Origin of the sequence: Roseateles sp. 22389, assembly GCF_052044995.1 — a bacterium.
In the GTDB taxonomy this organism is placed as follows: Bacteria; Pseudomonadota; Gammaproteobacteria; order Burkholderiales; family Burkholderiaceae_C; genus Roseateles.
The window spans coordinates 14,029-38,590 of record NZ_JBQEOF010000015.1 but is presented as its reverse complement, the minus strand read 5'-3'; the positions used below and the strand labels follow the sequence as shown (position 1 = coordinate 38,590).

At 71.3% G+C, this 24,562-nt stretch carries 21 protein-coding genes, 1 tRNA gene and 1 pseudogene; 8 read left to right on the top strand and 15 right to left on the bottom strand.

Annotated features, from left to right (window positions below):
- Positions 1-157: 157 nt before the first annotated feature.
- The 3 genes from ACTJKJ_RS19350 (at position 158) to ACTJKJ_RS19340 (ending at position 1,521) form a co-directional block, all read left to right on the top strand.
- Positions 158-775, top strand: a complete 618-nt coding sequence (locus tag ACTJKJ_RS19350; protein ID WP_091721758.1) for a glutathione S-transferase N-terminal domain-containing protein — start codon at positions 158-160, stop codon at positions 773-775.
- A gap of 14 nt (positions 776-789) precedes the next feature.
- Positions 790-1,338: a ClpXP protease specificity-enhancing factor gene (locus tag ACTJKJ_RS19345; RefSeq protein WP_147242159.1), complete on the top strand. Its 549-nt coding sequence runs from the start codon at positions 790-792 to the stop codon at positions 1,336-1,338.
- A gap of 107 nt (positions 1,339-1,445) precedes the next feature.
- A tRNA-Thr gene (locus ACTJKJ_RS19340) sits at positions 1,446-1,521 on the top strand.
- Positions 1,522-1,585: 64 nt separating this feature from the next.
- On the opposite strand, the gene ACTJKJ_RS19335 is transcribed toward ACTJKJ_RS19340, so the two are convergent.
- The 15 genes from ACTJKJ_RS19335 to ACTJKJ_RS19265 all read right to left on the bottom strand — a co-directional run bounded on the left by ACTJKJ_RS19335 (position 1,586) and on the right by ACTJKJ_RS19265 (position 13,361).
- A complete protein-coding gene (locus ACTJKJ_RS19335) occupies positions 1,586-2,395 on the bottom strand; it encodes a tetratricopeptide repeat protein (RefSeq protein ID WP_440821426.1) in 810 nt (269 codons plus the stop codon).
- Positions 2,392-2,931: a cytochrome c-type biogenesis protein gene (locus tag ACTJKJ_RS19330; protein WP_440821425.1), complete on the bottom strand. Its 540-nt coding sequence runs from the start codon at positions 2,929-2,931 to the stop codon at positions 2,392-2,394. Before ACTJKJ_RS19330 ends, ACTJKJ_RS19335 begins: the two co-directional genes overlap by 4 nt.
- Complete coding sequence (locus tag ACTJKJ_RS19325) at positions 2,928-3,446, bottom strand: DsbE family thiol:disulfide interchange protein (RefSeq protein WP_091721774.1); 519 nt, start codon at positions 3,444-3,446, stop codon at positions 2,928-2,930. Before ACTJKJ_RS19325 ends, ACTJKJ_RS19330 begins: the two co-directional genes overlap by 4 nt.
- Positions 3,446-5,518: a heme lyase CcmF/NrfE family subunit gene (locus ACTJKJ_RS19320; RefSeq protein ID WP_440821424.1), complete on the bottom strand. Its 2,073-nt coding sequence runs from the start codon at positions 5,516-5,518 to the stop codon at positions 3,446-3,448. Before ACTJKJ_RS19320 ends, ACTJKJ_RS19325 begins: the two co-directional genes overlap by 1 nt.
- Positions 5,515-6,021 (bottom strand): cytochrome c maturation protein CcmE, encoded by a 507-nt coding sequence (gene ccmE, locus ACTJKJ_RS19315; protein ID WP_440821423.1) that lies wholly within the window; start codon positions 6,019-6,021, stop codon positions 5,515-5,517. The genes ACTJKJ_RS19320 and ccmE overlap by 4 nt, the downstream gene beginning before the upstream one ends.
- On the bottom strand, positions 6,018-6,152 hold the full coding sequence (locus ACTJKJ_RS19310) for a hypothetical protein (protein WP_297389446.1): 135 nt from the start codon (positions 6,150-6,152) through the stop codon (positions 6,018-6,020). The genes ccmE and ACTJKJ_RS19310 overlap by 4 nt, the downstream gene beginning before the upstream one ends.
- Complete coding sequence (gene ccmC / locus ACTJKJ_RS19305; RefSeq protein ID WP_440821481.1) at positions 6,149-6,952, bottom strand: heme ABC transporter permease CcmC; 804 nt, start codon at positions 6,950-6,952, stop codon at positions 6,149-6,151. The genes ACTJKJ_RS19310 and ccmC overlap by 4 nt, the downstream gene beginning before the upstream one ends.
- Positions 6,953-7,022: 70 nt before the next feature.
- Positions 7,023-7,676 (bottom strand): heme exporter protein CcmB, encoded by a 654-nt coding sequence (gene ccmB / locus ACTJKJ_RS19300; RefSeq protein WP_440821480.1) that lies wholly within the window; start codon positions 7,674-7,676, stop codon positions 7,023-7,025.
- Positions 7,676-8,407 (bottom strand): heme ABC exporter ATP-binding protein CcmA, encoded by a 732-nt coding sequence (gene ccmA, locus ACTJKJ_RS19295; protein WP_440821422.1) that lies wholly within the window; start codon positions 8,405-8,407, stop codon positions 7,676-7,678. Before ccmA ends, ccmB begins: the two co-directional genes overlap by 1 nt.
- Entirely contained in the window at positions 8,394-9,083 is a 690-nt protein-coding gene (locus ACTJKJ_RS19290) for a cytochrome c3 family protein (protein WP_440821421.1), read from the bottom strand. Before ACTJKJ_RS19290 ends, ccmA begins: the two co-directional genes overlap by 14 nt.
- Positions 9,084-9,099: 16 nt before the next feature.
- Positions 9,100-9,696, bottom strand: coding sequence for a nitrate reductase cytochrome c-type subunit (locus tag ACTJKJ_RS19285; RefSeq protein WP_254783189.1), 597 nt, complete (start codon positions 9,694-9,696; stop codon positions 9,100-9,102).
- Positions 9,697-9,709: 13 nt separating this feature from the next.
- On the bottom strand, positions 9,710-12,205 hold the full coding sequence (gene napA, locus ACTJKJ_RS19280; RefSeq protein WP_440821420.1) for a periplasmic nitrate reductase subunit alpha: 2,496 nt from the start codon (positions 12,203-12,205) through the stop codon (positions 9,710-9,712).
- Positions 12,202-12,480 (bottom strand): chaperone NapD, encoded by a 279-nt coding sequence (locus ACTJKJ_RS19275; RefSeq protein ID WP_440821419.1) that lies wholly within the window; start codon positions 12,478-12,480, stop codon positions 12,202-12,204. Before ACTJKJ_RS19275 ends, napA begins: the two co-directional genes overlap by 4 nt.
- 95 nt (positions 12,481-12,575) lie before the next feature.
- A complete protein-coding gene (napE, locus tag ACTJKJ_RS19270) occupies positions 12,576-12,746 on the bottom strand; it encodes a periplasmic nitrate reductase, NapE protein (RefSeq protein WP_440821418.1) in 171 nt (56 codons plus the stop codon).
- Positions 12,747-13,025: 279 nt separating this feature from the next.
- Positions 13,026-13,361, bottom strand: a complete 336-nt coding sequence (locus ACTJKJ_RS19265) for a hypothetical protein (RefSeq protein ID WP_091721812.1) — start codon at positions 13,359-13,361, stop codon at positions 13,026-13,028.
- Positions 13,362-13,597: 236 nt separating this feature from the next.
- Here ACTJKJ_RS19265 and secA point away from each other — a divergent pair, with 236 nt between their 5' ends.
- The 5 genes and pseudogenes from secA (at position 13,598) to ACTJKJ_RS19240 (ending at position 24,442) form a co-directional block, all read left to right on the top strand.
- Complete coding sequence (gene secA, locus ACTJKJ_RS19260; RefSeq protein WP_440821417.1) at positions 13,598-16,357, top strand: preprotein translocase subunit SecA; 2,760 nt, start codon at positions 13,598-13,600, stop codon at positions 16,355-16,357.
- Positions 16,358-16,569: 212 nt separating this feature from the next.
- A pseudogene (argJ, locus tag ACTJKJ_RS19255) lies at positions 16,570-17,776 on the top strand (bifunctional glutamate N-acetyltransferase/amino-acid acetyltransferase ArgJ).
- Between the two features lie 1,758 nt (positions 17,777-19,534).
- Complete coding sequence (locus tag ACTJKJ_RS19250; protein ID WP_440821416.1) at positions 19,535-20,491, top strand: response regulator; 957 nt, start codon at positions 19,535-19,537, stop codon at positions 20,489-20,491.
- Positions 20,492-20,516: 25 nt separating this feature from the next.
- Positions 20,517-21,848, top strand: coding sequence for a class I SAM-dependent methyltransferase (locus ACTJKJ_RS19245; RefSeq protein ID WP_440821415.1), 1,332 nt, complete (start codon positions 20,517-20,519; stop codon positions 21,846-21,848).
- Positions 21,849-22,009: 161 nt separating this feature from the next.
- A complete protein-coding gene (locus tag ACTJKJ_RS19240) occupies positions 22,010-24,442 on the top strand; it encodes a membrane-bound PQQ-dependent dehydrogenase, glucose/quinate/shikimate family (RefSeq protein WP_440821414.1) in 2,433 nt (810 codons plus the stop codon).
- Positions 24,443-24,562 lie beyond the last annotated feature (120 nt).

The following is a 24,562-nucleotide window of genomic DNA, read 5'->3' as shown; positions in this document are numbered from 1 at the left end:
CTCGGCCGCTGGCCGGGCCCTCAAGCGCAGTGGGGCGCCGAACAGGCTCCCACTGCGTTGTCGTTTGTTTGTTTGGTCTTTGACCACGCCGGCCATGGGCTGGTGTTGTTGTTAGAAAACGAGGACGCCGAGAGGCGTCGATCAGGAGTCCACTGCCATGATGGTGCTTTATTCCGGAACCACTTGCCCCTACTCGCACCGTTGCCGGTTCGTGCTGTTCGAGAAGGGCATGGACTTCGAGATCCGTGATGTCGACCTCTTCGCCAAGCCCGAGGACATCGCGCTGATGAACCCGTACAACGAGGTGCCCATCCTCGTCGAACGCGACCTCATCCTGTACGAGTCGCACATCATCAACGAGTACATCGACGAGCGCTTCCCGCATCCGCAGCTGATGCCTGGCGACCCGGTGGCCCGCGCCCGCGTGCGCCTGTTCCTGTTCAACTTCGAGAAGGAACTGTTCGCCCACGTCAACGTGCTGGAGAACCGCGGCCAGTCGGTCAAGCCCACCGAGAAGCAGCTGGAGAAGGCGCGTTCGCAGATCCGCGACCGCCTGACGCAGCTGGCGCCGATCTTCCTGAAGAACAAGTACATGCTGGGCGACGACTTCTCGATGCTGGACGTCGCCATCGCGCCGCTGCTGTGGCGCCTGGACTACTACGGCATCGACATGTCGAAGAACGCGGTGCCGCTGCTGAAGTATGCGGAGCGGATCTTCTCGCGTCCTGCCTACATCGAGGCGCTGACGCCGTCCGAGAAGGTGATGCGCAAGTAATACACTGCCTCCCCATGGATGACAGCAAGGATGGCGGCGGGCTCGCCGCCAGTTCGACGCGGCCGTATCTGATCCGCGCCCTGCACGAGTGGTGCACCGACAACGGGTTCACGCCCTACATCGCGGTCCACGTGGACCGCATGGTGCAGGTGCCGCTCGAGTACGTGAGCAACAACGAGATCGTGCTCAACGTGGGTTTCGACGCGACCAGCAACCTGGACCTCGGCAATGAACTGATCCAGTTCAAGGCCCGGTTCGGTGGCGTGGCGCGCGAGATCATCGTGCCGGTCGATCATGTGGTGGCGATCTACGCGCGGGAGAACGGGCAGGGCATGGCCTTCCCGCCGCCGAGCCCGGAAGAAGCCAGCGCTGCCGCGCGGGCGCCGGCCGGGAGCGCTCCCCGAGGCCTGCGCCTGGCCTCCGAGGGCGACGGCCAGGGCCAGAGCGAGACCAAGCCCGAACCCGTCGCCGCCCCGGCGCCGGTCGTGGCGCCCGCACCGGACGACGACGATCCGGGCGCGGGTCCGTCGGGCGGTCGCCCGGCGCTCAAGCGCATCAAGTGATCGTCCAGATGAGGGGATGAGCGAGCTGTTTTCGTTCATCGGCCCTCATCGCTGCGTCTAGAATGCAGCCCGCGTCGCAGTGGCTGCGACGCACCAGTTTTCCGTGTGCCGGCTTAGCTCAGTTGGTAGAGCAACCGCCTTGTAAGCGGTAGGTCATCAGTTCGAATCCGATAGCCGGCACCATCAAACACGCAGAAGCCCCCGTTCGTCGCACGACGAACGGGGGCTTCGGTCATTTGCGCGACCGTCATCGGTCCGCCGCCGGGGCGGGCGCGGCCGGTCGAGCGGAGGCCGGCCGGGCGTCTTCGGCAAGCCGCGCCAGGTCGGCGCCCACGCGCTGCGCCATGTCCGAACCCGGCTCCAGCAACCCCAGCAGCCTCGTCCAGTGCCGACGCGCCAGCGCCAGGTCGCCTTGGCGCACCGCGGCCGCGCCGGCCAGGGCCAGCGCCTTCGGCTGGTCGGGATCGAGCGCGAGCGCCGCCTCGATCGCCGCCAGCGCCGGGCCGCCCAGGTCGCCTTGCTGCTGCGAGCCCAAGGTGTCGGCCAGGTCGGCCTGCAGCTTCGCCCGCAACAGGGTCTGCTCGGGCGCCGTCGCCAGGGCGATCGCGCGGCGATAGGCCGTCGCCGCCTCGGCATAACGTTCCTGCACCTCACGCGACCGGGCCAGGACCATCCAGCCTTGCAGGTCCTCGGGCGAGGCCTGCAGGCGCGCCGCCAGCCCTTCGACCATCGCCTCGACGTCCACCCCCTGCGTCGCATGCGCGGCGCCTCCCTCGGTGTTCGCTTCGGCCGCCGCGCGTGGATCGCCGACCTCCAGGTACACCGCCAGCGCCGCCACGGGCAAGGTGAGGCTCAAGACCGCCGCCGTCCCCTGCCGCCACCCGGCGCCACGAGCGCGGCGGGTCGAGCCCGCCGGCACGGCGACCTCGGCCGCGAAGGCCTCGTCCGGCGCATCGGAGGACGGCTCGTCGCCCTGCAGCAGCGGCCGCAGCAGCTCCGCGAGCACCGCCAGCAGCAACACGAGCGCGCTGGCCCAGAGCGGAAACATCGCGTTCATGCGGGCCGTCCTTCCTCGAATTCATCGTTGTCGGGATCGAAGGGCGCCTCGTCCGCGAGCGCATCGAGCGCCGCGCCCTGTGCGAAGGCGCCGCGCCGGTGCAGCGCCGCGGCCAGCGCGGCCAGGCCGGCGGCCAGCAGCAGGAAGGGACCGGTCCACAGCAGCCAGGTCGATGGCTGCCACGGCGGCGAGTAACGGACGAAGGCCCCATAGCGCGCCTCGAAAAAGGCGACGACCTCGGCGTCGCTGCGACCGTCGCGCAGTTGCTCGCGGACGGCCTGGCGCATGTCGGCGGCCAGCGGCGCGTTGGATTCGGCCAGTGTCTGGTTCTGGCAGACGACGCAGCGCAGCTGATGGGCGAGGCGCGATTCGCGTGCCTCGAGCTCCGCGATCGCGGCGGCCGGCGCTGCGGCCGAGACCGCCGTCGTGCCGGCCTCCGGTGCGCCTGAGGCGCCGGACGACGCGGTCAAGGCGATCAGCGCGCCCAGCGCCACCGGCGCCAGACGTCTCGCGGCAAGACGCAGGCGCGCGCTCATCGCGCTGCCTTCAGCGCGGGCAGCAGCTTGTCGCGCCAGACCTCGGCGGTCACCGGTCCCTGGTGGCGATAGCGCACGCGCCCGCGGGCGTCGATGACGAAGGTCTCCGGCACGCCCTGCACGCCGAAGTCCAGGCCGACCCGGCCATCGGCGTCGATCGCCGACGCCCGATACGGGTTGCCCACCGCGCCCAGCAGCGCGCGGGCCGCGTCGTCCCGGTCCTTGTAGTTGAGGCCGTACAGCGGCACGCCGTCGCGCGCCGACAGCTGGCGCAGCGCCGGCAGCTCCTGCCGGCAGGGTTCGCACCAGGACGCCCAGACGTTGAGCATCCACGGCTGCCCGCGCAGGGCAGCGCTTCCCAGTTGCTGGCCGGGGTCCTCGAGCACCGGACGCTCGAACACCGGGACCGGGCGATCCAGCAGCGCCGAGGGCAGCGCGCGCGGATCGCGTTCCAGCCCGAGGGCCAGCATCAGCGCCAGGCCCAGGAACAGCAGCAGCGGCAACAGGTAGCGCATCAGGCGGTCTCCTCCCGGGTGAGGGCCGGACCGCCGGGCAAGGCGACGCCGGCGGGCGCCGAGCCCGGCGGGCGCGCGCGGCCGGGCGCCGCTGCGCTCGGTGTGGGCGCCGCCGGATGGGACGACGCGGGATCGCGCTCATGCCGGGGCATGCGCAGCCGTCGGTCCACCATCGCCAGCAGCCCGCCGATCGCCATCAAGGCCACGCCGGCCCAGATCCAGGCCATGAACGGCTTGACGTGCAGCCGCACATGCCAGCGGCCGTCCCCCACCGGATCGGCCAGCACGACGAACAGGTCGCGCCGCCAGCCGACGTCGATGGCGGGCTGGCTCAGCGCCGTGCCGTCGGCGCGGAACACGCGCTTCTCCGGATGCAGCGTCGCCTCGCCGGCGCGGAAGGTCGCCCGCACGCTGTCGTGGTTGGGACCGGCCACCGGATCCAGCGACTCGAACTGGAAGCGCACGCCATCGAGCACCACGGCCTCGCCGACCGCGAGCGCCGCTTCCTGGCGCTGCTCGAAGCCGGTGGCCAGCGTCGCGCCGAGCACGAACACCCCCAGGCCCGCATGCGCGGCCAGCATGCCCCACCAGCCGGCCGGCTGGCGCCGCGCGCGGCGTCCGAGCCCGCCCTCGCCGGTGGTGCGCAGCCGGTCGTGGGCGTGGGACAGCGCCGAGCCGATGCACCAGGCCGCCAGCACCACGCCGAAGCCGGCCAGCGGCGTCCAGCCGGACAAGCGGCCGCCGGTGAGCGCGAGCAGCGCCAGCGCGCAGGCGCCGCTGGCGATGAGCGCGCCGCGCAGCTGGTGGCGCAGCTCCGGCACCGGCGCCCGCTTCCAGCGCGCCAGCGGGCCGACGCCCATCAGCACCAGCGCCGGCACCAGCATCGGCATGAAGACGGCTTCGAAGTAGGGCGGGCCGACGGAGATCTTCTCGCCGCGCAGCAGGTCCAGCGCCAGCGGATAGAGCGTGCCCAGCAGCACGGCCAGCGCGGCCACGCCGAGCAGCACGTTGTTGAGCAGCAGCAGGGTCTCGCGCGACAGCGCCGCGAAGCGGCCGCCCAGCCCGACCTGCGGCGCGCGCCAGGCGAAGAGCAGCAGCGAGCCGCCGACCACCGCGATCATCATCGACAGGATGTAGAGGCCGCGGCCCGGGTCGACCGCGAAGGCATGCACCGAGGTGAGCACGCCCGAGCGCACGAGGAAGGTGCCCAGCAGGCTCAGCGAGAACGCCGCGATGGCGAGCAGCACGGTCCAGCTGCGGAAGGCGCCGCGGCGGTCGGTGACGACCAGCGAGTGGATCAGCGCCGTGCCGACCAGCCAGGGCATCAGCGACGCGTTCTCGACCGGGTCCCAGAACCACCAGCCGCCCCAGCCCAGCACGCCGTAGGCCCAGGCGCTGCCCAGCAGGATGCCCAGCGTGAGGAAGCTCCAGGCGGCCAGCGTCCACGGCCGCGACCAGCGCGCCCAGGCGGCGTCCAGCCGTCCCGACAGCAGCGCGGCCAGTCCGAAGGCGAAGGCCACCGAGAAACCGACGTAGCCCATGTAGAGGAAGGGCGGATGCGCGACCATGCCGGGGTCCTGCAGCAGCGGGTTGAGGTCGCGGCCCTCGGGCGCGGCCGGCGATAGCCGCGCGAACGGGTTGGACAGCCACAGCAGGAACACCAGCATGCCGATGCTGAGCGCGCCCAGCACCGCGAGCACGCGCGCGACGTAGTCGCGCGGCAGGCGGGCGCTGAGCAGCGCCACCGCCGCCCCCCAGACGCTCAGCAGCGTCTGCCAGAGCAGCATCGAGCCCTCGTGGCCGCCCCAGACCGCGGTGAAGCGGTAGATCGCGGGCAGCGTCGAATGCGAGTTCGCCGCGACGTACAGCACCGAGAAGTCGCCCCTCAGGAAGCAGGTGGCCAGCACGCCGAAGGCCAGCAGGCACAGCGCGCATTGCAGCAGCGCGGCGGGCCGGGCCACGCGCATCCATGGCGCCACGCCGCAGTGCGCGCCGACCAGCGGCAACACCGCCTGCACGACGGCCACCAGCAGGGCGAGCACCAGCGCGAACAGGCCGATCTCCGGCATCATGGCGCGGCTCCCGGGACCAGCGCGGGCGAGTCCGCCGCGACACCGCCAGCGCGGCGGGCCCCGCCGGTGGCGCCGGCCTGCCTGGCGTGATCGAGCGCCGCGGCCGCTTCCGGCGGCATGTAGTTCTCGTCATGCTTGGCCAGGACCTGCGTGGCGACGAAGGCGCCGTCCTCGCGCAGGCGGCCGGCCACGACAACGCCCTTGCCCTCCTTGAACAGGTCGGGCAGCACGCCGCGGTAGCGCACCGGCACGCGATGGACCTGGTCGGTGACGACGAAGCGGACGGTGAGGCTGTCGCCGGCGTCGCGATGCAGCGAGGCCGGCTCCACCAGCCCGCCGAGGCGGAAGGCGGCGTCGCGCGGCGCCTGCGCCGCGGCGATCTGGGTCGGGCTGAAGAAGAACATGACGTTGTCGCCCAGCGCGCGCAGCACCAGCGCGGTCGCGAGCCCGAGGGCTCCGAGGCCGAGCAGCACGGCCAGCAGGCGGCGTTGACGGGCTTTCAAGCGGACTCCTCCTCGCCGGCCGGTTCAGGGAGCGGAGACGATTGGCGGGCACGGCGCCACAGCGCCAGCACTTCAACCAGCAGCAGCAGGCCCGCGGCCCAGCCGATGGCGAGGTAGAACGCGTGGCTCATGGCAGTGCCTCCAGATGGCGTTCGCGCAGCAGGCAGCGGGCGCGCGCCAGCGAGACCGCGATCGCGTAGGCCCAGCAGGCCAGCGCCATCAGCAGCATGCCGGCGAGCATCGAGCTGGCCATGGACGGGGCGGCATCGAAGCGGATCGACGCGCCTTGATGCAGCGTGTTCCACCACTTCACCGAGAAGTAGATGACCGGCACGTTGACGACACCGACCAGCAGCAGCAAGGCCCCGGCGCGATCGGCACGGCGGACGTCGTCGATGGCCGAGACCAGGGCCAGGTAGCCGAGGTAGAGGAACAGCAGCAGCAGCTCCGAGGTCAGCCGCGCGTCCCAGACCCACCAGGTGCCCCAGGTCGGCTTGCCCCAGGCGGCGCCGGTCCACAGCGCGATGGCGGTGAAGACTGCGCCGGTGGGCGCCAGCGCGCGCGCCATCACCGGCGACAGCCGCGTGCGGTAGATCAGCCCCAGTGCCGCATGCAGCGCCGCCACCAGGTACAGGAACATCGACATCCAGGCGGCGGGGACATGGAGGTAGATCAGGCGATAGACCTCGCCTTGCTGGTGGTCGGTGGGCGCGACGACGAAGCCGATCCACAGGCCCGCGGCGCCCAGCAGCGCGGCGGCGCCGGCAAACCACGGGACGACGCGGGCGGCCCAGCGGTCGAAGACGACGGGCGAGGCGAGCGCGCGCCAGCGGCGTGGGCGAGCGAGTGGGTGAGTAGCCTGGCGGGCGTGGGACGCGGGTGCGGCGGCCGGATCGCCGGACCGGCTGTGAGGCGCGCCGCTGCGCGTCATGTCGCCGGCGGCGTCGGTCGACGTCGTGGCGAGCGGAGCGATGCCGGTCATCGACATGGCGGGGACCTCCTCATTCGACGGCCAGGCGCAGCGCGGCGGCCGTGGCCCAGGGCAAGGTGACCAGCGAGACCAGCAGCGCCGCGCCGAGCAGCGACAGCTGCGGGCCGGCGGCCAGGCCCTGCTGGGCGGCGGTGGTGGCGCCGCTGCCGAAGATCAGCGTCGGCACGCACAGCGGCAGCACGATCAGCGCGAGCAGCACATGACCCCGCAGGCCCAGCGTCAGCGCCGCGCCGAAGGCGCCGAGCAGCGACAGGGCCGGCGTGCCGATCAGCAGCGCCAGCGCCAGCACGCCGGTGGCCGTGGGCGCCAGGTCGTACTGCAGGGCCAGCAGCGGCGCGGCCACCACCAGCGGCGCGCCGGTCGACAGCCAGTGCGTCAGCGTCTTCGCGGCCACGACGGCCAGCGCGCCACCGGGCGCCAGCACCGCCTGTTCCAGGCTGCCGTCGGCCAGGTCCGCTTCGAACAGCCGGTATTGGGAGAGCAGCATTGCCAGCAGCGCCGCCACCCAGATCACGCCCGGGCCGAGCACTGCCAGCAAGGCAGGATCGGGGCCGATCACCAGCGGGAACAGGCAGGCGACAAGCGCGAAGAACACCAGCGGCCCGAGCGCATCGGCCGGCCGGCGCGCCGCCAGCAGCAGGTCGCGATGCAGCAGCGCCAGCATCACGGCGCGAACTCCATGGGGCTGGCGGCCGGCGCCGGGGCGATGCCCGGATCGGGCCGGGAGGATGCGGGACCCAGCGTCAGCGCGATGCAGCGGGGCAGCGGCAAGGCGAGCGGCTGATGGGTGGCGACGACGGCGAGGCCACCGGATTCCAGATGCGCCGTCAGCAGCCGCGCGAAGAGCTGCTCGCCGTCGCCATCGAGCGCGGCGGTCGGCTCATCGAGCAACCACAGCGGGCGCGCGCTGGCCCGCACCCGCGCCAGCGCAAGCCGGCGGCGCTGACCTTGCGACAGCCGCCGCGCCAGCGTCGCCGCCGCCTGCCGCAGGCCGACCTCTTCGAGCGCGGCCTCCAGCGCCGCAGGCGACAGGTCGCGGCCACCGATGCGCGTGGCCAGCGCGAGGTTCTCGCGCGCGCTCAGGTCCAGGCTCAGGCCGTTCTGATGCGCCAGGTAGGCCAGGTCCGCCGGGGCGGCGCCTTCGACCACGCCGTGCTCCCGCGGCGGCAAGCCGGCGAGCTGACGCAGCAGGCTGCTCTTGCCGCTGCCGTTGGGGCCGCGCAGCGCCAGCGCCTGTCCGGCGTGAAGCTCGAAACTCAGGTCGCGGAAGAGCCAGCGGCCGCCGCGCGCGCAGCCCAGGCGTTCGACGCGCAGCGCGCGGCGCAGCGCATCAGGCGCATCGGGGGCCTCGGTGTCGGCGCGACCGTCGAGGTCGCCGCGCTCACGATGCGCCATCGCCCGGACGGCCCTGGGGGGCCGCGCCCGTTCTGGCCGCGTCGTCGCCCTTGGGCACATGCTGGCCCGGGCTGTCGGACGGGCCCTCGCCCGGCGGGATGTGCGGCAACCGGTGCGCGATGCCCTTGTGGCAGTCGATGCAGGTCTTCTCCTTGTTGGCGAGGTAGGTCGAGTGCATCGCCTGCGCCCGCGCGCTCTGCCGCGTGAAGTCCATCGACTCGTAGTTGTGGCAGTTGCGGCACTCCAGCGAGTCGTTGGCCTTGAAGCGCGCCCACTCGTGTTTGGCCAGCTCGAGCCGCTTGTCGTGGAATTTCTCCGGCGTGCTGATGGTCCCGAAGATCTTGCCCCAGACCTCCTTCGACGCCTGCATCTTGCGGGCGATCTTGTCGGTCCAGTTGTGCGGCACGTGGCAGTTGGAGCAGATCGCCCGCACGCCCGAGCGGTTGGTGTAGTGGATGGTGCTCTTGAGCTCCGCGTAGACGTTCTCGCGCATCTCGTGGCAGCCGGTGCAGAAGGCCTCGGTGTTGGTCGCTTCCATCGCGGTGTTGAACGCGCCCCAGAAGACGACGCCGCCGATGAAGCCGCCCAGCGTCAGGAAGCCGAGGCTGAAATGGACGCTGGGCCGTCGCAGGACGGTCCAGTAGCGCGTCAGGAGCCGGATCGTGGCTTGCAGCATGGTCCGCTCCCAGGTCTCACTTGCGGCCCGCGGGCGCCGGGGCGGCCTTGCGGGTCTGCGGGTTCAGGGTGTCGCGCCGGATCAGCGTGTCGATGTCGACGAAGGTGTTGGGCACCACCAGGGGCGCGGCGTCCTGCGGCACGTGGCATTGCACGCAGAAGTAGCGCCGCGTCGAGACCTGCCCGAGCATGTGCCCCTCGCGGTCCATGTAGTGGGTGATGCTCACCGGCACCGCCTGCGACACGGATGTCTTCGCCCGCGCGTGGCAGTCCAGGCACTTGTTGAAATTCTTGTCCAGCTGGTAGCCGTCGATCCGGTGCGGGATCGTCGGCGGCTGCATCGCGTAGTTGCGGGTGCGGCGCAGGTCGTCGTTGATCTGGTTGCCCAGCAGCGGCGGCTTGGTGGTCTCGGTGATCGGCGTGGGGCCGCGCGCCGCGTCGATGAAGGGCTGGCCTGGCTTCGGGCCGGCCGGCTGCGCCGCGGCCAGGCCGGCGGTCAGCAGCGCGGCGCCCGCGATGCCGGCCGCGCGGCCGGCTGCATGACGGGCTGCATGTCGGACCACACGGGCGACGATCGCCAGGAGCCGGCGCGGGAGAGTGTGCATCGGGGTCATCGCGCGTTCTCCTTCAGGCGACCTTGGTGATCTTGACCGCGCACTTCTTGTAATCCGTCTGCAGCGAGATCGGATCGGTCGCGTCCAGGGTCACCTTGTTGATCAGCTCGCTCGCGTCGAACCAGGGCACGAACACCAGGCCCTGCGGCGGCCGGTTGCGGCCGCGGGTCTCGACCCGGGTCTGCATCTTCCCGCGCCGCGACGAGATCTCCACCAGCGAGCCGCGCCGCACGCCCAGCGCCTTGGCGTCGTCCGGATGCATGTAGCAGTAGGCGTTGGGCACCGCGCGGTGCAGTTCCGGCACGCGGCGCGTCATCGAGCCCGAATGCCAGTGCTCCAGCACCCGCCCGGTCGAGAGCCAGAACGGATAGTCCTTGTCCGGGGACTCGGGCGGCGGCTCGTAGGGCAGGGCGAAGATGTTGGCCTTGCCATCGGGGTTGCCGTAGAACTGCCAGCCGGTGCCGGCCTTGACGTAGGGATCCTCGCCCTCGCGGTAGCGCCAGCGCGTTTCCTTGCCGTTGACCACGGGCCAGCGGATGCCGCGCGCCTTGTGGTACTCGTCGAACGGAGCCAGGTCGTGCCCATGGCCGCGGCCGAAGGTGGCGTATTCCTCGAAGAGGCCCTTCTGCAGGTAGAAGCCGAAGGCCTGCGCCTCGTCGTTGGCGTAGGCCTTGTCGACGTCCGCCAGCGGGAACTTGTCGACATGGCCGTTGCGGTAGAGCACGTCATACAGCGTCTTGCCGCGCAGGCCGGGTTTCTGGTCGATCAGTTCCTGCGGCCAGACCTCCTCGACCTTGAAGCGCTTGGAGAACTCCACCAGCTGCCAGAGGTCGGAGCGCGCATCGCCCGGCGCCTTCACCAGCTGGTGCCAGAAGTGGGTGCGGCGCTCGGCGTTGCCGTAGGCGCCTTCCTTCTCGACCCACATCGCGCTGGGCAGGATCAGGTCGGCGGCGACCGCGGTCACCGTCGGGTAGACGTCGGAGACGACGATGAAGTTCTCCGGATTGCGGTAGCCCGGGTAGGTCTCCTGCATCAGGTTGGCGCCGGCCTGCATGTTGTTGTTGACCATCACCCAGTAGGCGTTGAGCGCGCCGTCCTTGAGCTTGCGGTTCTGCTCGACCGCGTGATAGCCGGGCTTGGCCGGGATGGTGCCCTCGGGCAGGCGCCAGATCTCCTCGGCATGGGCGCGGTGCTTGGGGTTGGTCACCACCATGTCCGCCGGCAGCCGGTGCGCGAAGGTGCCGACCTCGCGCGCGGTGCCGCAGGCCGAGGGCTGCCCCGTCAGCGAGAACGGGCTGTTGCCCGGCGTCGAGATCTTGCCGGTCAGCAGATGGATGTTGTAGATGAGGTTGTTGGCCCAGGTGCCGCGCGTGTGCTGGTTGAAGCCCATGGTCCAGAACGAGGTGACCTTGGTCTTGGGGTCCGCGTACAGCTCGGCCAGCGCCTTGAGCCGGTTCTTCGGCACGCCGGTCAGTTCGGCGGTGTAGTCCAGGTCGTACTTGCTGACGAACTTCGCGTACTCGTCGAAGGTGATGGGCTTGGCGCCATTGGGGTCGCCGGCGTTCTTCGCGGCCTTCTGCAGCGGATGCTCCGGCCGCAGGCCGTAGCCGATGTCCGGATTGCCCAGCTTGAAGTTGGCGTGCTTCTCGACGAACTCCTTGTTGACGCGGTCGGTCGAGATGATGTGGTGGGCGATGTAGTTGAGGATCGCCAGGTCGGTCTGCGGCTTGAAGATCAGCTCGATGTCGGCCAGCTCGCAGGAGCGGTGCTCGAAGGTCGACAGCACCGCGACCTTCACGTCCGGGCCGCTGAGCCGCCGGTCGGTGACGCGGGTCCACAGCACCGGATGCATCTCGGCCATGTTGGAGCCCCACAGCACGAAGACGGTGGCGTTCTCGATGTCGTCGTAGCAGCCCATCGGCTCGTCCATGCCGAAGGTCCGCATGAAGCCGGTCACCGCCGAGGCCATGCAGTGGCGCGCGTTGGGATCGAGGTTGTTGCTGCGGAAGCCCGCCTTCATCAGCTTGGACGCGGCGTAGCCCTCCCAGACCGTCCACTGGCCCGAGCCGAACATGCCCACCGCCGTCGGTCCCTTGGCCTTGAGCGTCTTCTTGAACTGCTCGGCCATCACGTCGAAGGCGCGGTCCCAGCTCACCGGCTGGAACTCGCCGTCCTTGGCGTACTGGCCGTCCTTCATCCGCAGCAGCGGCGTGGTGAGCCGGTCCGCGCCGTACATGATCTTGGACAGGAAGTAGCCCTTGACGCAGTTCAGGCCGCGGTTGACCTCCGCTTCGGGATCGCCCTGGGTCGCGACGACGCGGTTGTCCTTGACCGCCACCTGCACGTGGCAGCCGGTGCCGCAGAAGCGGCACGGCGCCTTGGACCAGGTCAGCTTCGAGGCCTGCGCGTAGGCGTTGCCGTCCTGGGCCAGGACCTCGATGGGAACGCCGGCCACGGCGCCGGCGGCGACGGCGGCGGAATGTCGGACGAAGTCGCGGCGAGTGCTCATGGTCGGGGTTCCTCTTGAAGGCAAGGCTCGGGTTCGGGTTCGATGTGCTGGTAGACCAGCGCGACATTGACCACGCCGGGCAGGCCCTGCAGCTCGCCGACCTGGTCCAGGATCTCGCTGGCGGTGTTGCCGTCCAGCGTCACGACCAGCTTGCCGCTGGCCGAGCGACCGTGGAGTCGCGCCGACGGCATCCGGTCGACCGCGGCGGCGGCGGCGTCGAGCAGGCGTGGCAACACCTGCACCACCACGCTGGCGATGTGCATCTCTGCGGGCATGGCATGCCTCGGAAGGGGTTCAGGGCCGCGATCGGCGGCGTGTCGCCGGACGGATCGCGTGGGAACGCCGCTGCGGCGGCGGTGGGGCGGGGGCGCTACCCGCCGGGCGGGCCGGCGAACATCTGGTAGACCCAGACGGTGAATCCATAACCCGCGACGGTGACGACGGCCAGCACGGGCGCCATCACGACAGCGAGGAACAGGAAGCTGCGCAGCTCTTCGGCGCGCGTCGACGGCGAGGCGTCGGTCGGAGGGAACAATGGCATGACGGCTTCTCCCTGGCGGTCGGCCCCTTGAACCTGGCGGTTTCTGTTCTGTACGCGGGGCGACCGGCCGGTTATAGCGGCCGCCTCCTCGGACTGTCAACGAGAACCCGCGTGTAACCGGCCCAAGGCCCCGATCACAGGGACATCGCGCGCAGGTCGTCCCGACGGGGGCAGGTGTTGCGGGGAACATGGGCGGCGATTCTTCGCCGCAGCCTCATGCCGCGTGTTGACGACTGTCAACGCAGGGGCCGGACGCCGTCAAAGGCCCGGCGCGTCGCTTCAGGACTGGCGCACGCGGATGCGCAGTTCGCCCTCGAGCAGCAGGCCTTCCTCGCGCAGCAGCCGTAGCAGCGTCGGCTGCAGGTGCCGCAGCTTGGCGGCGATGGCGGCGTTGTCGGCGACCAGGGTCCAGCCCTGCTCGTCGAGCGTGCCGGCCTGCACGAAGCGCTTCATCGCGCCCGGCAGCGCCACGCTCACCGCGGCCAGGTGCCGCTGCGACAGCGCCAGTTGCTGCCCCAGCCGCGCCAGCACGCCGTGCTGCGACATCGCCCGGCCGAAGTCCAGCGGATCGGGCGCTTCGGGCTTGACGCGGGGTGGGAGGTAGCGGGGCGGCATGGGTCGGCAGTGTAGTCCCGGCACTGGAAAACCCGCATCCGGACCGGGATGGCGCGNCGCGAGGGGCGGGTGCTAAACTCCGCCGGTTTTTTTCCGCGCTGGCGCTTGCAGGCCGGGGTTTGCGTCCCCAACTGCACCGGTCGCGCGGAACTGCCCTCGGAGGCCGCCCACGAGGCGGTCCGGCGGGCGTCCGAGCCCGGTCGACCGGGCCCCACAAAAGAACTTCACGAAGCCGCATGTTGCCCAAGCTTTTGACCCAGATTTTCGGCAGTCGGAACGAGCGCCTGCTCAAGACCTACCGCAAGGTCGTCCAGCAGATCAACGCGCTGGAACCGCAGTTCGAAGGCCTGAGCGACGACCAGTTGCGCGCCAAGACCGAGGAGTTCAAGCAGCGCATCGCCAAGGGCGAGACCGTCGACGACATCCTGCCCGAGGCCTTCGCCGTCTGCCGCGAGGGCAGCAAGCGCGTCCTCAAGATGCGCCACTTCGACGTGCAGCTGATCGGCGGCATGGTCCTGAACGCCGGCAAGATCGCTGAAATGCGCACCGGCGAAGGCAAGACCCTGATGGCCACGCTGCCGGTCTACCTGAATGCGCTGACCGGCAAGGGCGTGCACGTCGTGACGGTCAACGACTACCTCGCGCGTCGTGACGCCGAGTGGATGGGCCGCCTGTACCGCTTCCTCGGCCTGACCGTGGGCATCAACTACTCGGGCCTGCCGCGCGACGAGAAGCAGGCCGCGTACAACGCCGACGTCACCTACGGCACCAACAACGAATACGGCTTCGACCACCTGCGCGACAACATGGTCTACGAGGTCCGCGACCGCGTGCAGCGCGGGCTGGCCTACGCGATCGTCGACGAGGTGGACTCGATCCTGATCGACGAGGCGCGCACCCCGCTGATCATTTCCGGCCAGGCCGAGGACCACACCCAGCTCTACGTCGCGATCAACGCGGTCGCGCCGCAGCTCAAGCGCCAGATCGGCGAGCTGGACCCGCGCACCGGCGAGGGCGTGATCGAGCCGGGCGACTTCACCGTCGACGAGAAGTCGCACCAGATCTACCTGACGGAAGACGGCCACGAGAACGCCGAGCGGCTGCTGTCGCAGGCCGGGCTGCTGAGCGAGGGCGCGTCGCTCTACGACGCCGCCAACATCACGCTGATGCATCACCTGTACGCCTCGCTGCGGGCGCACCACGTGTATCACCGCGACACGCACTACGTCGTGCAGAACGGCGAGGTCGTGATCGTCGACGAGTTCACCGGCCGCCTGATGACCGGCCGCCGCTGGAGCGATGGCCTGCACCAGGCCGTCGAGGCCAAGGAAGGCGTGCAGATCCAGGCTGAGAACCAGACCCTGGCCTCGGTGACCTTCCAGAACTACTTCCGCATGTACGGCAAGCTGTCCGGCATGACCGGCACGGCCGACACCGAGGCCTACGAGTTCCAGGAGATCTACGGCCTGGAGACCGTGGTGATCCCGCCGAACCGCCCGACGGTGCGCCGCGACGAGCTGGACCTGGTCTACAAGACGACCAAGGAAAAGTACGACGCCGTTACCCAGGACATCCGCGACTGCCATGAGCGTGGCCAGCCGGTGCTGGTGGGCACGACCTCGATCGAGAACTCGGAGAAGGTGTCCGAGCTGCTGACCAAGGCCAAGCTCCCGCACCAGGTGCTGAACGCCAAGCAGCATGCGCGCGAGGCGGACATCATCACCCAGGCCGGTCGTCCGGGCGTGATCACGATCGCGACCAACATGGCGGGCCGCGGCACCGACATCGTGCTGGGCGGCAGCATCGAGAAGGACGTGGTCGCGATCGAGAACGACGAGGCCCTGTCCGAGTCCGAGAAGCAGGCCAAGATCGCCGCGCTGAAGGCCGAATGGCAGAAGCTGCACGAGCAGGTGAAGGCCGCCGGCGGCCTGCGCGTGATCTCCACCGAGCGCCATGAGAGCCGCCGCATCGACAACCAGCTGCGCGGCCGTTCGGGCCGCCAGGGCGACCCGGGCTCGTCGCGCTTCTACCTGTCGCTGGACGACCAGCTGATGCGCATCTTCGCGGGCGACCGCGTGCGCGCCATCATGGACCGCCTGAAGATGCCCGAGGGCGAGGCGATCGAGGCCGGCATCGTGACGCGTTCGATCGAGAGCGCGCAGCGCAAGGTCGAAGCCCGCAACTTCGACATCCGCAAGCAACTGCTCGAGTACGACGACGTGTCGAACGACCAGCGCAAGGTCATCTACCAGCAGCGCAACGAGATCCTCGAGGCCGAGGAACTGCTGGCGCAGATCTCGCACCTGCGCACCGGCACGCTGACCGACGTGGTGCGCGGCTTCGTGCCCGAGGAATCGCTCGAGGAACAGTGGGACCTGGTGGCGCTGGAGCGCGTGCTGCGCGACGAATGGAAGCTCGAGGTGCCGCTGGGCGAGATGCTCAAGAAGAGCGAGACGCTGACCGACGAGGATGTGCTGAACGCCGTGCTCAAGGCCGGCGACGCCGCCTTCCAGGACAAGCTGGACCGCGTCGGCCTGGAGCAGTTCACGCCCTTCATGCGCATGGTGCTGCTGCAGAGCATCGACCAGCACTGGCGCGAGCATCTCGCGTCGCTGGACTATCTGCGCCAGGGCATCCACCTGCGCGGCTACGCGCAGAAGAACCCCAAGCAGGAATACAAGCGCGAGGCCTTCGAGCTGTTCTCGCAGCTGCTGGACGCGGTGAAGCTGGAAGTGACCCGCGTGCTGCTGAACGTGCGCATCCAGTCGCAGGAGGAGGCCACCGCCGCCGCCGACGCGATCGAGCAGCGCGCCGAGAACGTCAGCAACGTGACCTACACCCATCCGAACGAGGATGGCTCGGTGTCGCAGGACGCGGCACCGGTGGCGGGCGGCACGCAGGCCGTGCCCAGCGAGTGGGGCCACGTCGGCCGCAACGATCCCTGCCCGTGCGGCAGCGGCAAGAAGTTCAAGAGCTGCCACGGCAAGCTGGCCTGATCCGGTCCGGCTCCCGCTGATGAACGGCGCCCCTCGCGGGCGCCGTTTTGTTTTGGTGCCCCCCCGGTCCCGCAAAAAACTCCCTCGCCCCGCTTGCGGGTAGAGGGTGGGGGTGAGGGGCCGAGCCTCCTACAATCCCGCGCGCGGGCGCCGACGCTCGCGCTCGCACCGGACCGCCGCGTCCGGACGCCGACCCTCAACGACCGTCCACCATGCCCGTCAACCTGACCGCTCCCGATCCGCAAACCCTGCTGCCCGTGCCCGGCGTGCGCCTGGGCGTCACGATGGCCGGCGTGCGCAAGGCCAACCGCCGCGACCTCACGGTGATCGCGCTCGACGAGGGCGCCAGCGTCGCCGGCGTCTTCACCGCCAACCGCTTCTGCGCCGCGCCGGTGCAGGTCTGCCGCGAGCACCTCGCGTCGGGCGCGGCGATCCGCGCGATCGTCATCAACACCGGCAATGCCAACGCCGGCACGGGCGCCGACGGCCTGGNCGCTCGCCGCCGAGTTGAAGCTCGACGCGAAGCAGGTGCTGCCGTTCTCGACCGGCGTGATCATGGAAACGCTGCCGGTGGACCGCATCGTCGCCGGCCTGCCGGCCGCGATCGCCGCGCTGAAGCCGGACCACTGGGGCGAGGCCGCCGCCGGCATCATGACCACGGACACGCTGCCCAAGGCCTGCTCGCGCCAACTCAAGATCGGCGGTCGGACGGTCACCATCTCCGGCGTGTCCAAGGGCGCCGGCATGATCCGCCCGAACATGGCGACGATGCTGGGCTTCGTCGCCACCGACGCGGTGCTCGCGCCGGAGCTGCTGCAGCCGCTGGTCAAGGAAGCGGCCGACCTGTCCTTCAACCGCATCACCATCGATGGCGACACCTCGACGAACGATTCCTTCGTGCTGATCGCCACGCACCAGGCCGGCCACGATCGCATCACCTCGCTGACCAGCGCCGAAGGCCGCGCGCTGCGCGACGCGGTGGTGGCGGTCTCGCAGCAGCTGGCGCAGGCCATCGTGCGCGACGGCGAGGGCGCGACCAAGTTCATCTCGGTGGTGGTGCAGGGCGGCAAGACCGAAGAGGAATGCCGCAAGGCGGCCTACGCGATCGCGCACTCGCCGCTGGTGAAGACCGCGTTCTTCGCCAGCGATCCCAACCTGGGCCGCATCCTGGCGGCGGTCGGTTATGCCGGCATCGACGACCTCGACCAGGGCCTGATCGACCTGTTCCTCGACGACGTGCATGTCGTGACCAAGGGCGGCCGCCGCCCCGAGTACAAGGAAGAGGACGGCCAGCGCGTGATGAAGCAGAGCGAGATCACGGTGCGGGTCCACCTGAACCGCGGTCCGGCCGAGACGACGGTCTGGACCTGCGACTTCAGCCACGAGTACGTGACGATCAACGCGGACTACCGCTCCTGATCGAGGCCGCCGACGGCGGTGCATGAAGCGCGAACGGCGGCCCGAGGGCCGCCGTTGTCGTTCGCCGCGTCAGAAATCGACCGCGCGCGTGCCGCGGATGCCGCGCGCCAGCAGCGTCGCGTTGATGAGCTGCGCTTCCTCGCGGCTGCCGAAGGGCCAGACGGCCGCGCGCCAGCCGTCCTTGGTCTGGAAGACCTCGCCATTGGGCACGGCGTTGCCGCCCAGCGTCTGGCCGATCATCTCGCGCATGCGCGCCAGCTGGGCCTCGGCATCGGCCTTGTTCTTCTGCGGCTGACCCACCAGCGCCACCAGCTTGCCGCCGGGCGCGGCGTCGCGCTTCATCAGGTTGCCCAGTCCGGCGTCGTCCACGCTCACCCGGCGCTCGGCCTCCGGCGCCGAGGCGGCCGGCTTGCCGGCGTCCGGCGCCGGGCTCTCCTTCGCGGCGGCCGCCGCCGCCTGCTCGCGCTGGGCCCGCTCCACGCCGCTTTGCAGCGTCGGGCGGATGCTCGGGATCACGGCTGCGCTCGGCGCCGTGGCGGCCGGCGCGGCGCTTGCTGGGGCCGAAGACGCCGCAGCGGCGGAAGTGGCTGAGGCGGCCGAAGCTTCNGAGGGAGCGACTTGCGAGGCGGCGGCGCTCGCGGCCGTCGGTGCCTCGGACGCCGCGGCAGCCGGCGCCGATGCCGATGCCGATGCCGATGCCGACGCGGCGGAAGCCGCCTGCGTCGCCAGGGCCGCGGACGCCGCCGACGCGGCCTCGGCCGCGGCCTGCGCGGCGCGCTCTTCCTCCGACGGCTTGGACGACGGCCACAGCGCCCAGACCGCGGCGATGAGCACGAGCGCGGCAACGCTGCCGGCCACGCCCAGCCGCGCCGGATCCAGCGCGCGTCGACCCAGCACCCGGTCGCGCCGGCCGACGAGCACCCGCCGTCGCGCCGGCCCCGCATCGAAGGCGGCGCTCAGCAGCACCAATTCCATCGGCCATGCACCAGCCTGGTTCGCGTCGGCGGCCAGCGCGCGTTCATCGATCTCGACGCGCCGCAGCGGCAGTTCCTCCGGCGCGGCGGTGAAGCCGTGGTCCAGCGCCATCGCGGCCACCGCCGAGGTCTTCAGCCCCGGGATGAATTCATCGACCCACGCCGGCCGAGGCCCGTTCGCGGCGGCCTTGCGCTGCCACGGCAGGCGTCGCTTCGCCGGCGACGGGGCGGCGCTCTGGGGCGGCGCGGTGGCGGCCTCGAGGCTCGGTTCCTTGGGCAGCGCCTGCGCCATGAAGGGCAGGGCGACGGCACCGACGGTGTGCACGTCCGCGATGCCGATGCGACGCGCCAGCGGATGCTTGTTGTGCCAGTTCACCAGCAGCCAGGCGACGACGTCCGGCGACGGTCCTTCCCACGGCGCGGCCGGCGCGGCGGGGGCGGGCGTGGCGGCGGGCGCGGCCGCGCTGCCGTCGGGCGGCGGGGCGGTCGGGTCGACGTCGGGCGAGGCGGGGGTATCGTCCATGGCGCCGGCCATTGTGCGTCAGCCCCTGGCGGGCCGATCGCCGCGCGACCGGGGCGAAGGCCCTGGAATTCGAGGCTTCGGCCCGGTCCCGTCCCCTTGAGAAGCGGGCATGGGATTTGTATGGTGGAACGCATGCCGTCCCTGCCGCTCCCGCCACCTCGACCCTCCCAGCCGCGCGCCGACATGCCGCCCGCCCGCACCGAAGAGGCCGTCGATGCCAGCGCTTCCGGGACAGGCACCGGATCTCCTGGCTCCTCGGGCATGGGTGATGGCACAGGCGCTGGCACCGGCGCCGACGCCCGCATCCGGCTGCTGGTCGTGCAGGCGCTGAGCGTGCAGCCGCTGGCCGCCGTGCTGGAGGAGAGCGGCTACGAGCTGCTCCGCGCCGCGGATGCGATCGCGGCGGTCGACGGCCTGGGCGCGCGGCCCGCGCTGGTGATCATGGACATGACCCTGCCCGACCTGCCGGGCGACGGCCCGCTGGCGCTGCTGCGGCGGTTGGCCGCGGGCCCGGCGCCGGTGCTGACGCTGAGCCGGCCGCAGGACCCGCCGCGCATCGGCGCGCTGCTGGCCGCCGGGGCGGCCGAGTGCCTGATCAAGCCGGTGCGCATGAGCGAGCTGCTGATGCGGATCGAGCGCCTGCTGCGCCCGGCGCGCGGCACGGGCACGGCGGCGCCGCGCCGGCCGACGGCCAGCATGACGGTGCGCGAGCGCGACGGCCACTGCGCCTGGCAGACGCCGCAGGCGCGGGCCTTGATGGGCGCATACTTCCCGCCGCCGTGGTCGGACCATGCGCGCCTGCCGCCGGAGGTGCTGGCCTGGCTGCACCGCGAGGCGCTGCGTCGGCGGGCCGGCGCGCCGCCGTCCTCGCTCACTGTGGCGCCGCCCTCCGGCGCGCCGCGCCAGCGCCTGAGCTTCGCGCTGATGGCCGCCGACCCCGAGGTCATCGGCGACGGCCACTGGCTGCTGGTGCTGCGCGAGGCCGACGAGGCCGCCAGCATCGCGATGCTGGCCAAGGCGCTGGACCTGCCGCAGGCCGACGCCGAACTGCTCTTCGGCCTGCTGGGCCGCCCGCGCCCGGAGCAGCAGGCCGAGGCCCTGGGCCTGAGCGAGGCGGCCTACGGGACGCGGGTCGACGCGCTGTGCCGCCGCCTGGCGGTGAGCGACCTGATGCAGGCGCTCGAGCGCGCCCGCCAGGTCCTGGACCGGCCGGCCTGAGCCGGACAGGGGACAATCCGGCCCCATGTCCGCCGGAAATCCCCTGTTCAGCTCCCCTGTTCCCGACACGCCCGCGCCCGACGAGCGCCAGCGCTTCCTGCGCCTGCTGCGCACCGCGCTGGCCGAGCGCCGCTTCCAGCGCCTGCTGCTGGGCCGCCATGAGGGCGAGGACGCCTCGATCGAACGCCTGACGGTGCGCGACATCGAACTGCGCGGCGAGCGCGCGCTGAGCTTCCTGTGGCGCCACAAGACCAAGGACGTGACCAAGAACCATCCGCTGGAGGAAGGCCTGGCGCTGCTGGAGCAGTTGCTGGGCCGCGATTTCCAGCAGGCCCACCTGGACACGCTCGGCGAGGAAGTCCAGCTGCGCTTCAGCCGCAAGGGCAAGCCGCTGCTGCAGGTGGGGAAGAAGGCCGCGGCGCAAGCGGATGGCCTGGACGGCCCGGCCGGCCCGGGCGGCGAGGGCGCTTCGATCGCGCCCGGCGGCCATGACCGCGCCAAGCCGCGCGAGCTGTCGATGGCGCAGCCCTTCTGGCGCGACCTGGGCGTCACCCACGAGCTCAAGGGCCAGGCCGCGCTGGTGCCGGCGATGGCGCGCAAGTGGAAGCAGATCAACAAGTTCATCGAGATCTTCGGCGCCGCGGTCCGCAAGGCGGGCCTGGACGCACCGGCCGGCGCGGACCGCCCGGTGCGGGTGGCCGACTTCGGTTCCGGCAAGGGCTACCTGACCTTCGCGATGCACGACTGGCTGCGCGCGCAGGGCCTGGCGCCGCAGGTGCAGGGCGTGGAGCTCAAGCAGGACATGGTGGCGCTGGGCAACGCGGCCGCGGCCCGGCACGGGCTGGCGGGACTGAGCTTCGAGCATGGCGACGTGCGCGAGCGCGGCGACCAGCCGCTGGACGTCATGGTCGCGCTGCATGCCTGCGACATCGCGACCGACCACGCGATGCACTTCGGCCTGCGCAGCGGCGCGCGGATCATCATGTGCGCGCCCTGCTGCCACAAGGAGATCCGGCCGCAGATGAACACGCCGGCCGCGCTGCGGCCGCTGCTGCAGCATGGCATCCACCTGGGCCAGGAGGCCGAGATGGTCACCGACTCGCTGCGCGCGCTGCTGCTGGAGCTGATGGGCTACGACACGCAGGTCATCGAGTTCATCGCGCTGGAGCACACCAGCAAGAACAAGATGGTGCTGGCGGTGAAGCGCCCGCAAGACCTGTCCCCGGCGCGGCGCGCGGAGCTGCTGTCGCAGCTCGACGAGATCAAGCGCTTCTACGGCCTGCGCAGCCAGGCGCTGGAGACGCTGCTGCGCGTCGAAGGGCGGCTCGAGGTCGACGGCGGCGTGAACCGCGCGTGAAGCTCCTCCGGGGGCCGCTGCGGCAAGGCGCTGCCTGAAATTGAGGCAGCGCAAGAAAGGTCCTGGCGGATCAAGGGCTTGAAGGCGCCGGCCTCAGCTTTTCCCACGACTTGTCCACAGCGGCCGTGGGCAATCGGCATGTCGATTGCCGCTTCGGCGACATGTCGAATGTCCTCGCCCCCGTTCCCGCCCCGGTGCCCTGGCTCGCCCGCGTCCTCGGCGTGGTGCTGCTGGTCCTCGGATTCGTCATGCTGGCCGCGGGCGGCCTGCTGGCCTCGCTCGGCGGCAGCTGGTTCTATGCGCTGTCGGGCCTGGCCTGGGCCCTCATCGGCGCGCTGATGTGGGGCCGGCTGCGCGAGGCGGTGCTCGGCTACGCGCTCTACTTCCTCGCCACGCTGGCATGGAGCCTGTGGGAGGCCGGCCTGGACTGGTGGCCGCTGGGCGCGCGACTGGGCGTGCCCTTCGTCCTCGGCGCGGTGCTGCTGGCGCTGGTGCCGACGATGCGCCGCCACCTGCCGGTGGACGATCCGCGTCGCGTCGCGTGGCGCAGTCCGCCGGCGCTGGTGCTGGCCGCGGCGCTGGGCGCCTTCGTCGTCGTGGCCGTCGTGTCCTGGACGCGGGACCTGCACGTGCTGGAGGGCACGATGCCGGCCAACGGCGCGGCGCGTCCCCCGGGCGTGGCGGCCTCGGGCGCCGCGGCTGTGCCCGATGGCGAATGGCATGCCTACGGCCGCACCGGCTTCGGCCAGCGCTGGTCGCCGCTCGCGCAGATCACGCCGGCCAACGTCGGCGACCTCAAGCTGGCCTGGGAGTTCCGCACCGGCGATGTCCGCGGCCGGCCCGGCGATCCGAAGGAGACCACCTTCGAGGTCACGCCGCTCAAGGTCGGCGAGCGGCTGTTCCTCTGCACCCCGCACCAGACGGTGCTGGCGCTGGACGCGACGACAGGCCGCGAGCTGTGGCGCTTCGATCCGCAGGTGCGCGGTGAACTCGCGCTGCAGCACCTGACCTGCCGGGGCCTGTCCTACCAGCCGCCGCCCGATCCGATGGCCGCCGCCGGCGCGCGGGCGCCGGCCTGCGCGGCCAAGCTCTTCATGCCGACGGCCGACGCGCGCCTGATCGCGCTCGATCCCGCCTCCGGCAAGCCTTGCCCCGGCTTCGGCCGGCAGGGCGCGGTCGACCTGTGGGCCGGCATGCCTAACGCCAAGCCGGGCGCGTACTACTCGACCTCGCCGGTGGTCGTCACGCGGCGGCTGGTGATCGTCGGCGGCACGGTGCTGGACAACGCGTCGGTCAAGGAACAGTCCGGCGTGATCCGCGCCTACGACATCGAGACCGGCGCGCTGGTCTGGAACTGGGACTCGGCCAACCCGGATGCGACCGCGCCGCTGCCGGCCGGGCAGACCTACACGGCCAATTCGCCCAACAGCTGGTCGGTGGCCAGCGTCGACGAGGACCTCGGCCTGGTCTACCTGCCGATGGGCAACCAGCCGCCCGACCAATGGGGCGGCAAGCGCTCGGCGGCGGTGGAGCGGCATTCGTCCTCGGTGGTGGCGCTCGACCTGGCGACCGGCCGCCTGCGCTGGGTCTTCCAGACGGTCCACCACGACCTGTGGGATTACGACGTGCCCGCGCAGCCGGTGCTGGTGGACCTGACGGTGCGCGGCACGCGGGTGCCGGCGCTGGTGCAGCCGACCAAGCAGGGCGAGCTGTTCGTGCTCGACCGCCGCGATGGCCGGCCGGTGTTCCCGGTGACCGAGACGCCGGCACCGCAGGGCGCCGCGGCGGGCGACTTCACCGCGCCGACGCAGCCGGTCTCGGCGATCTCCTTCAACCCGCCGGTGCTGCGCGAGCGCGACTTGTGGGGCGTGACGATGTTCGACCAGCTCTGGTGCCGCATCGCCTTCCACCGCCTGCGTTACGAGGGCCGCTTCACGCCGCCGTCGACGCAGGGCTCGCTGATCAACCCCGGCAACTTCGGCGTCTTCAACTGGGGCAGCATCGCCGTCGATCCGGTGCGCGGCATCGCCTTCACGACGCCGGCGGTGCTGGCCTTCACCTCGCAGCTGGTGCCGCGCCGCGACGACAGCTCGCAGCTGGTGCAGGACGAGGGACCGCCCAGCGGCTCGCTGCCGGCGCTGAACGAGAACTTCGGCGCGCCCTTCGCGTCGCGGATGAAGCCCTTCACCTCGCCGCTGGGCGTGCCGTGCCAGGCGCCGCCGTGGGGCACGGTGGCCGGTGTCGACCTGAACGAGGGCCGCATCGTCTGGCGCCATCGCAACGGCACGGTGCGCGACCTCTCGCCGCTGCCCCTGCCGCTGCGCCTGGGCGTGCCCAGCCTGGGCGGACCGCTGATGACCGCCGGCGGCCTGGCCTTCCTCTCGGGCAGCATGGACGACTACGTCCGCGCCTACGACGTCAACGACGGCCGCGTGGTGTGGGAAAGCCGTCTGCCCGCTGGGGGCCAGGCCACGCCGATGACCTATCTCGGCGCGGACGGGCGGCAGTACCTGCTGGTGGTCGCCGGTGGGCATGGGTCGACGGGCACCAAGCCTGGCGACCACGTGCGCGCCTACGCGCTGGAGAAGCGCTGAGCGCCGCAAGAAAAGAAGCCCGGCCCCTCGTGCGAAGGGCCGGGCAAGAGCGCTGGGACGCCGCCTGGACACCCTGACTGCGAGGGCGTGGCGCTGCGGCGTGGCGATTCGGAAGCGCGT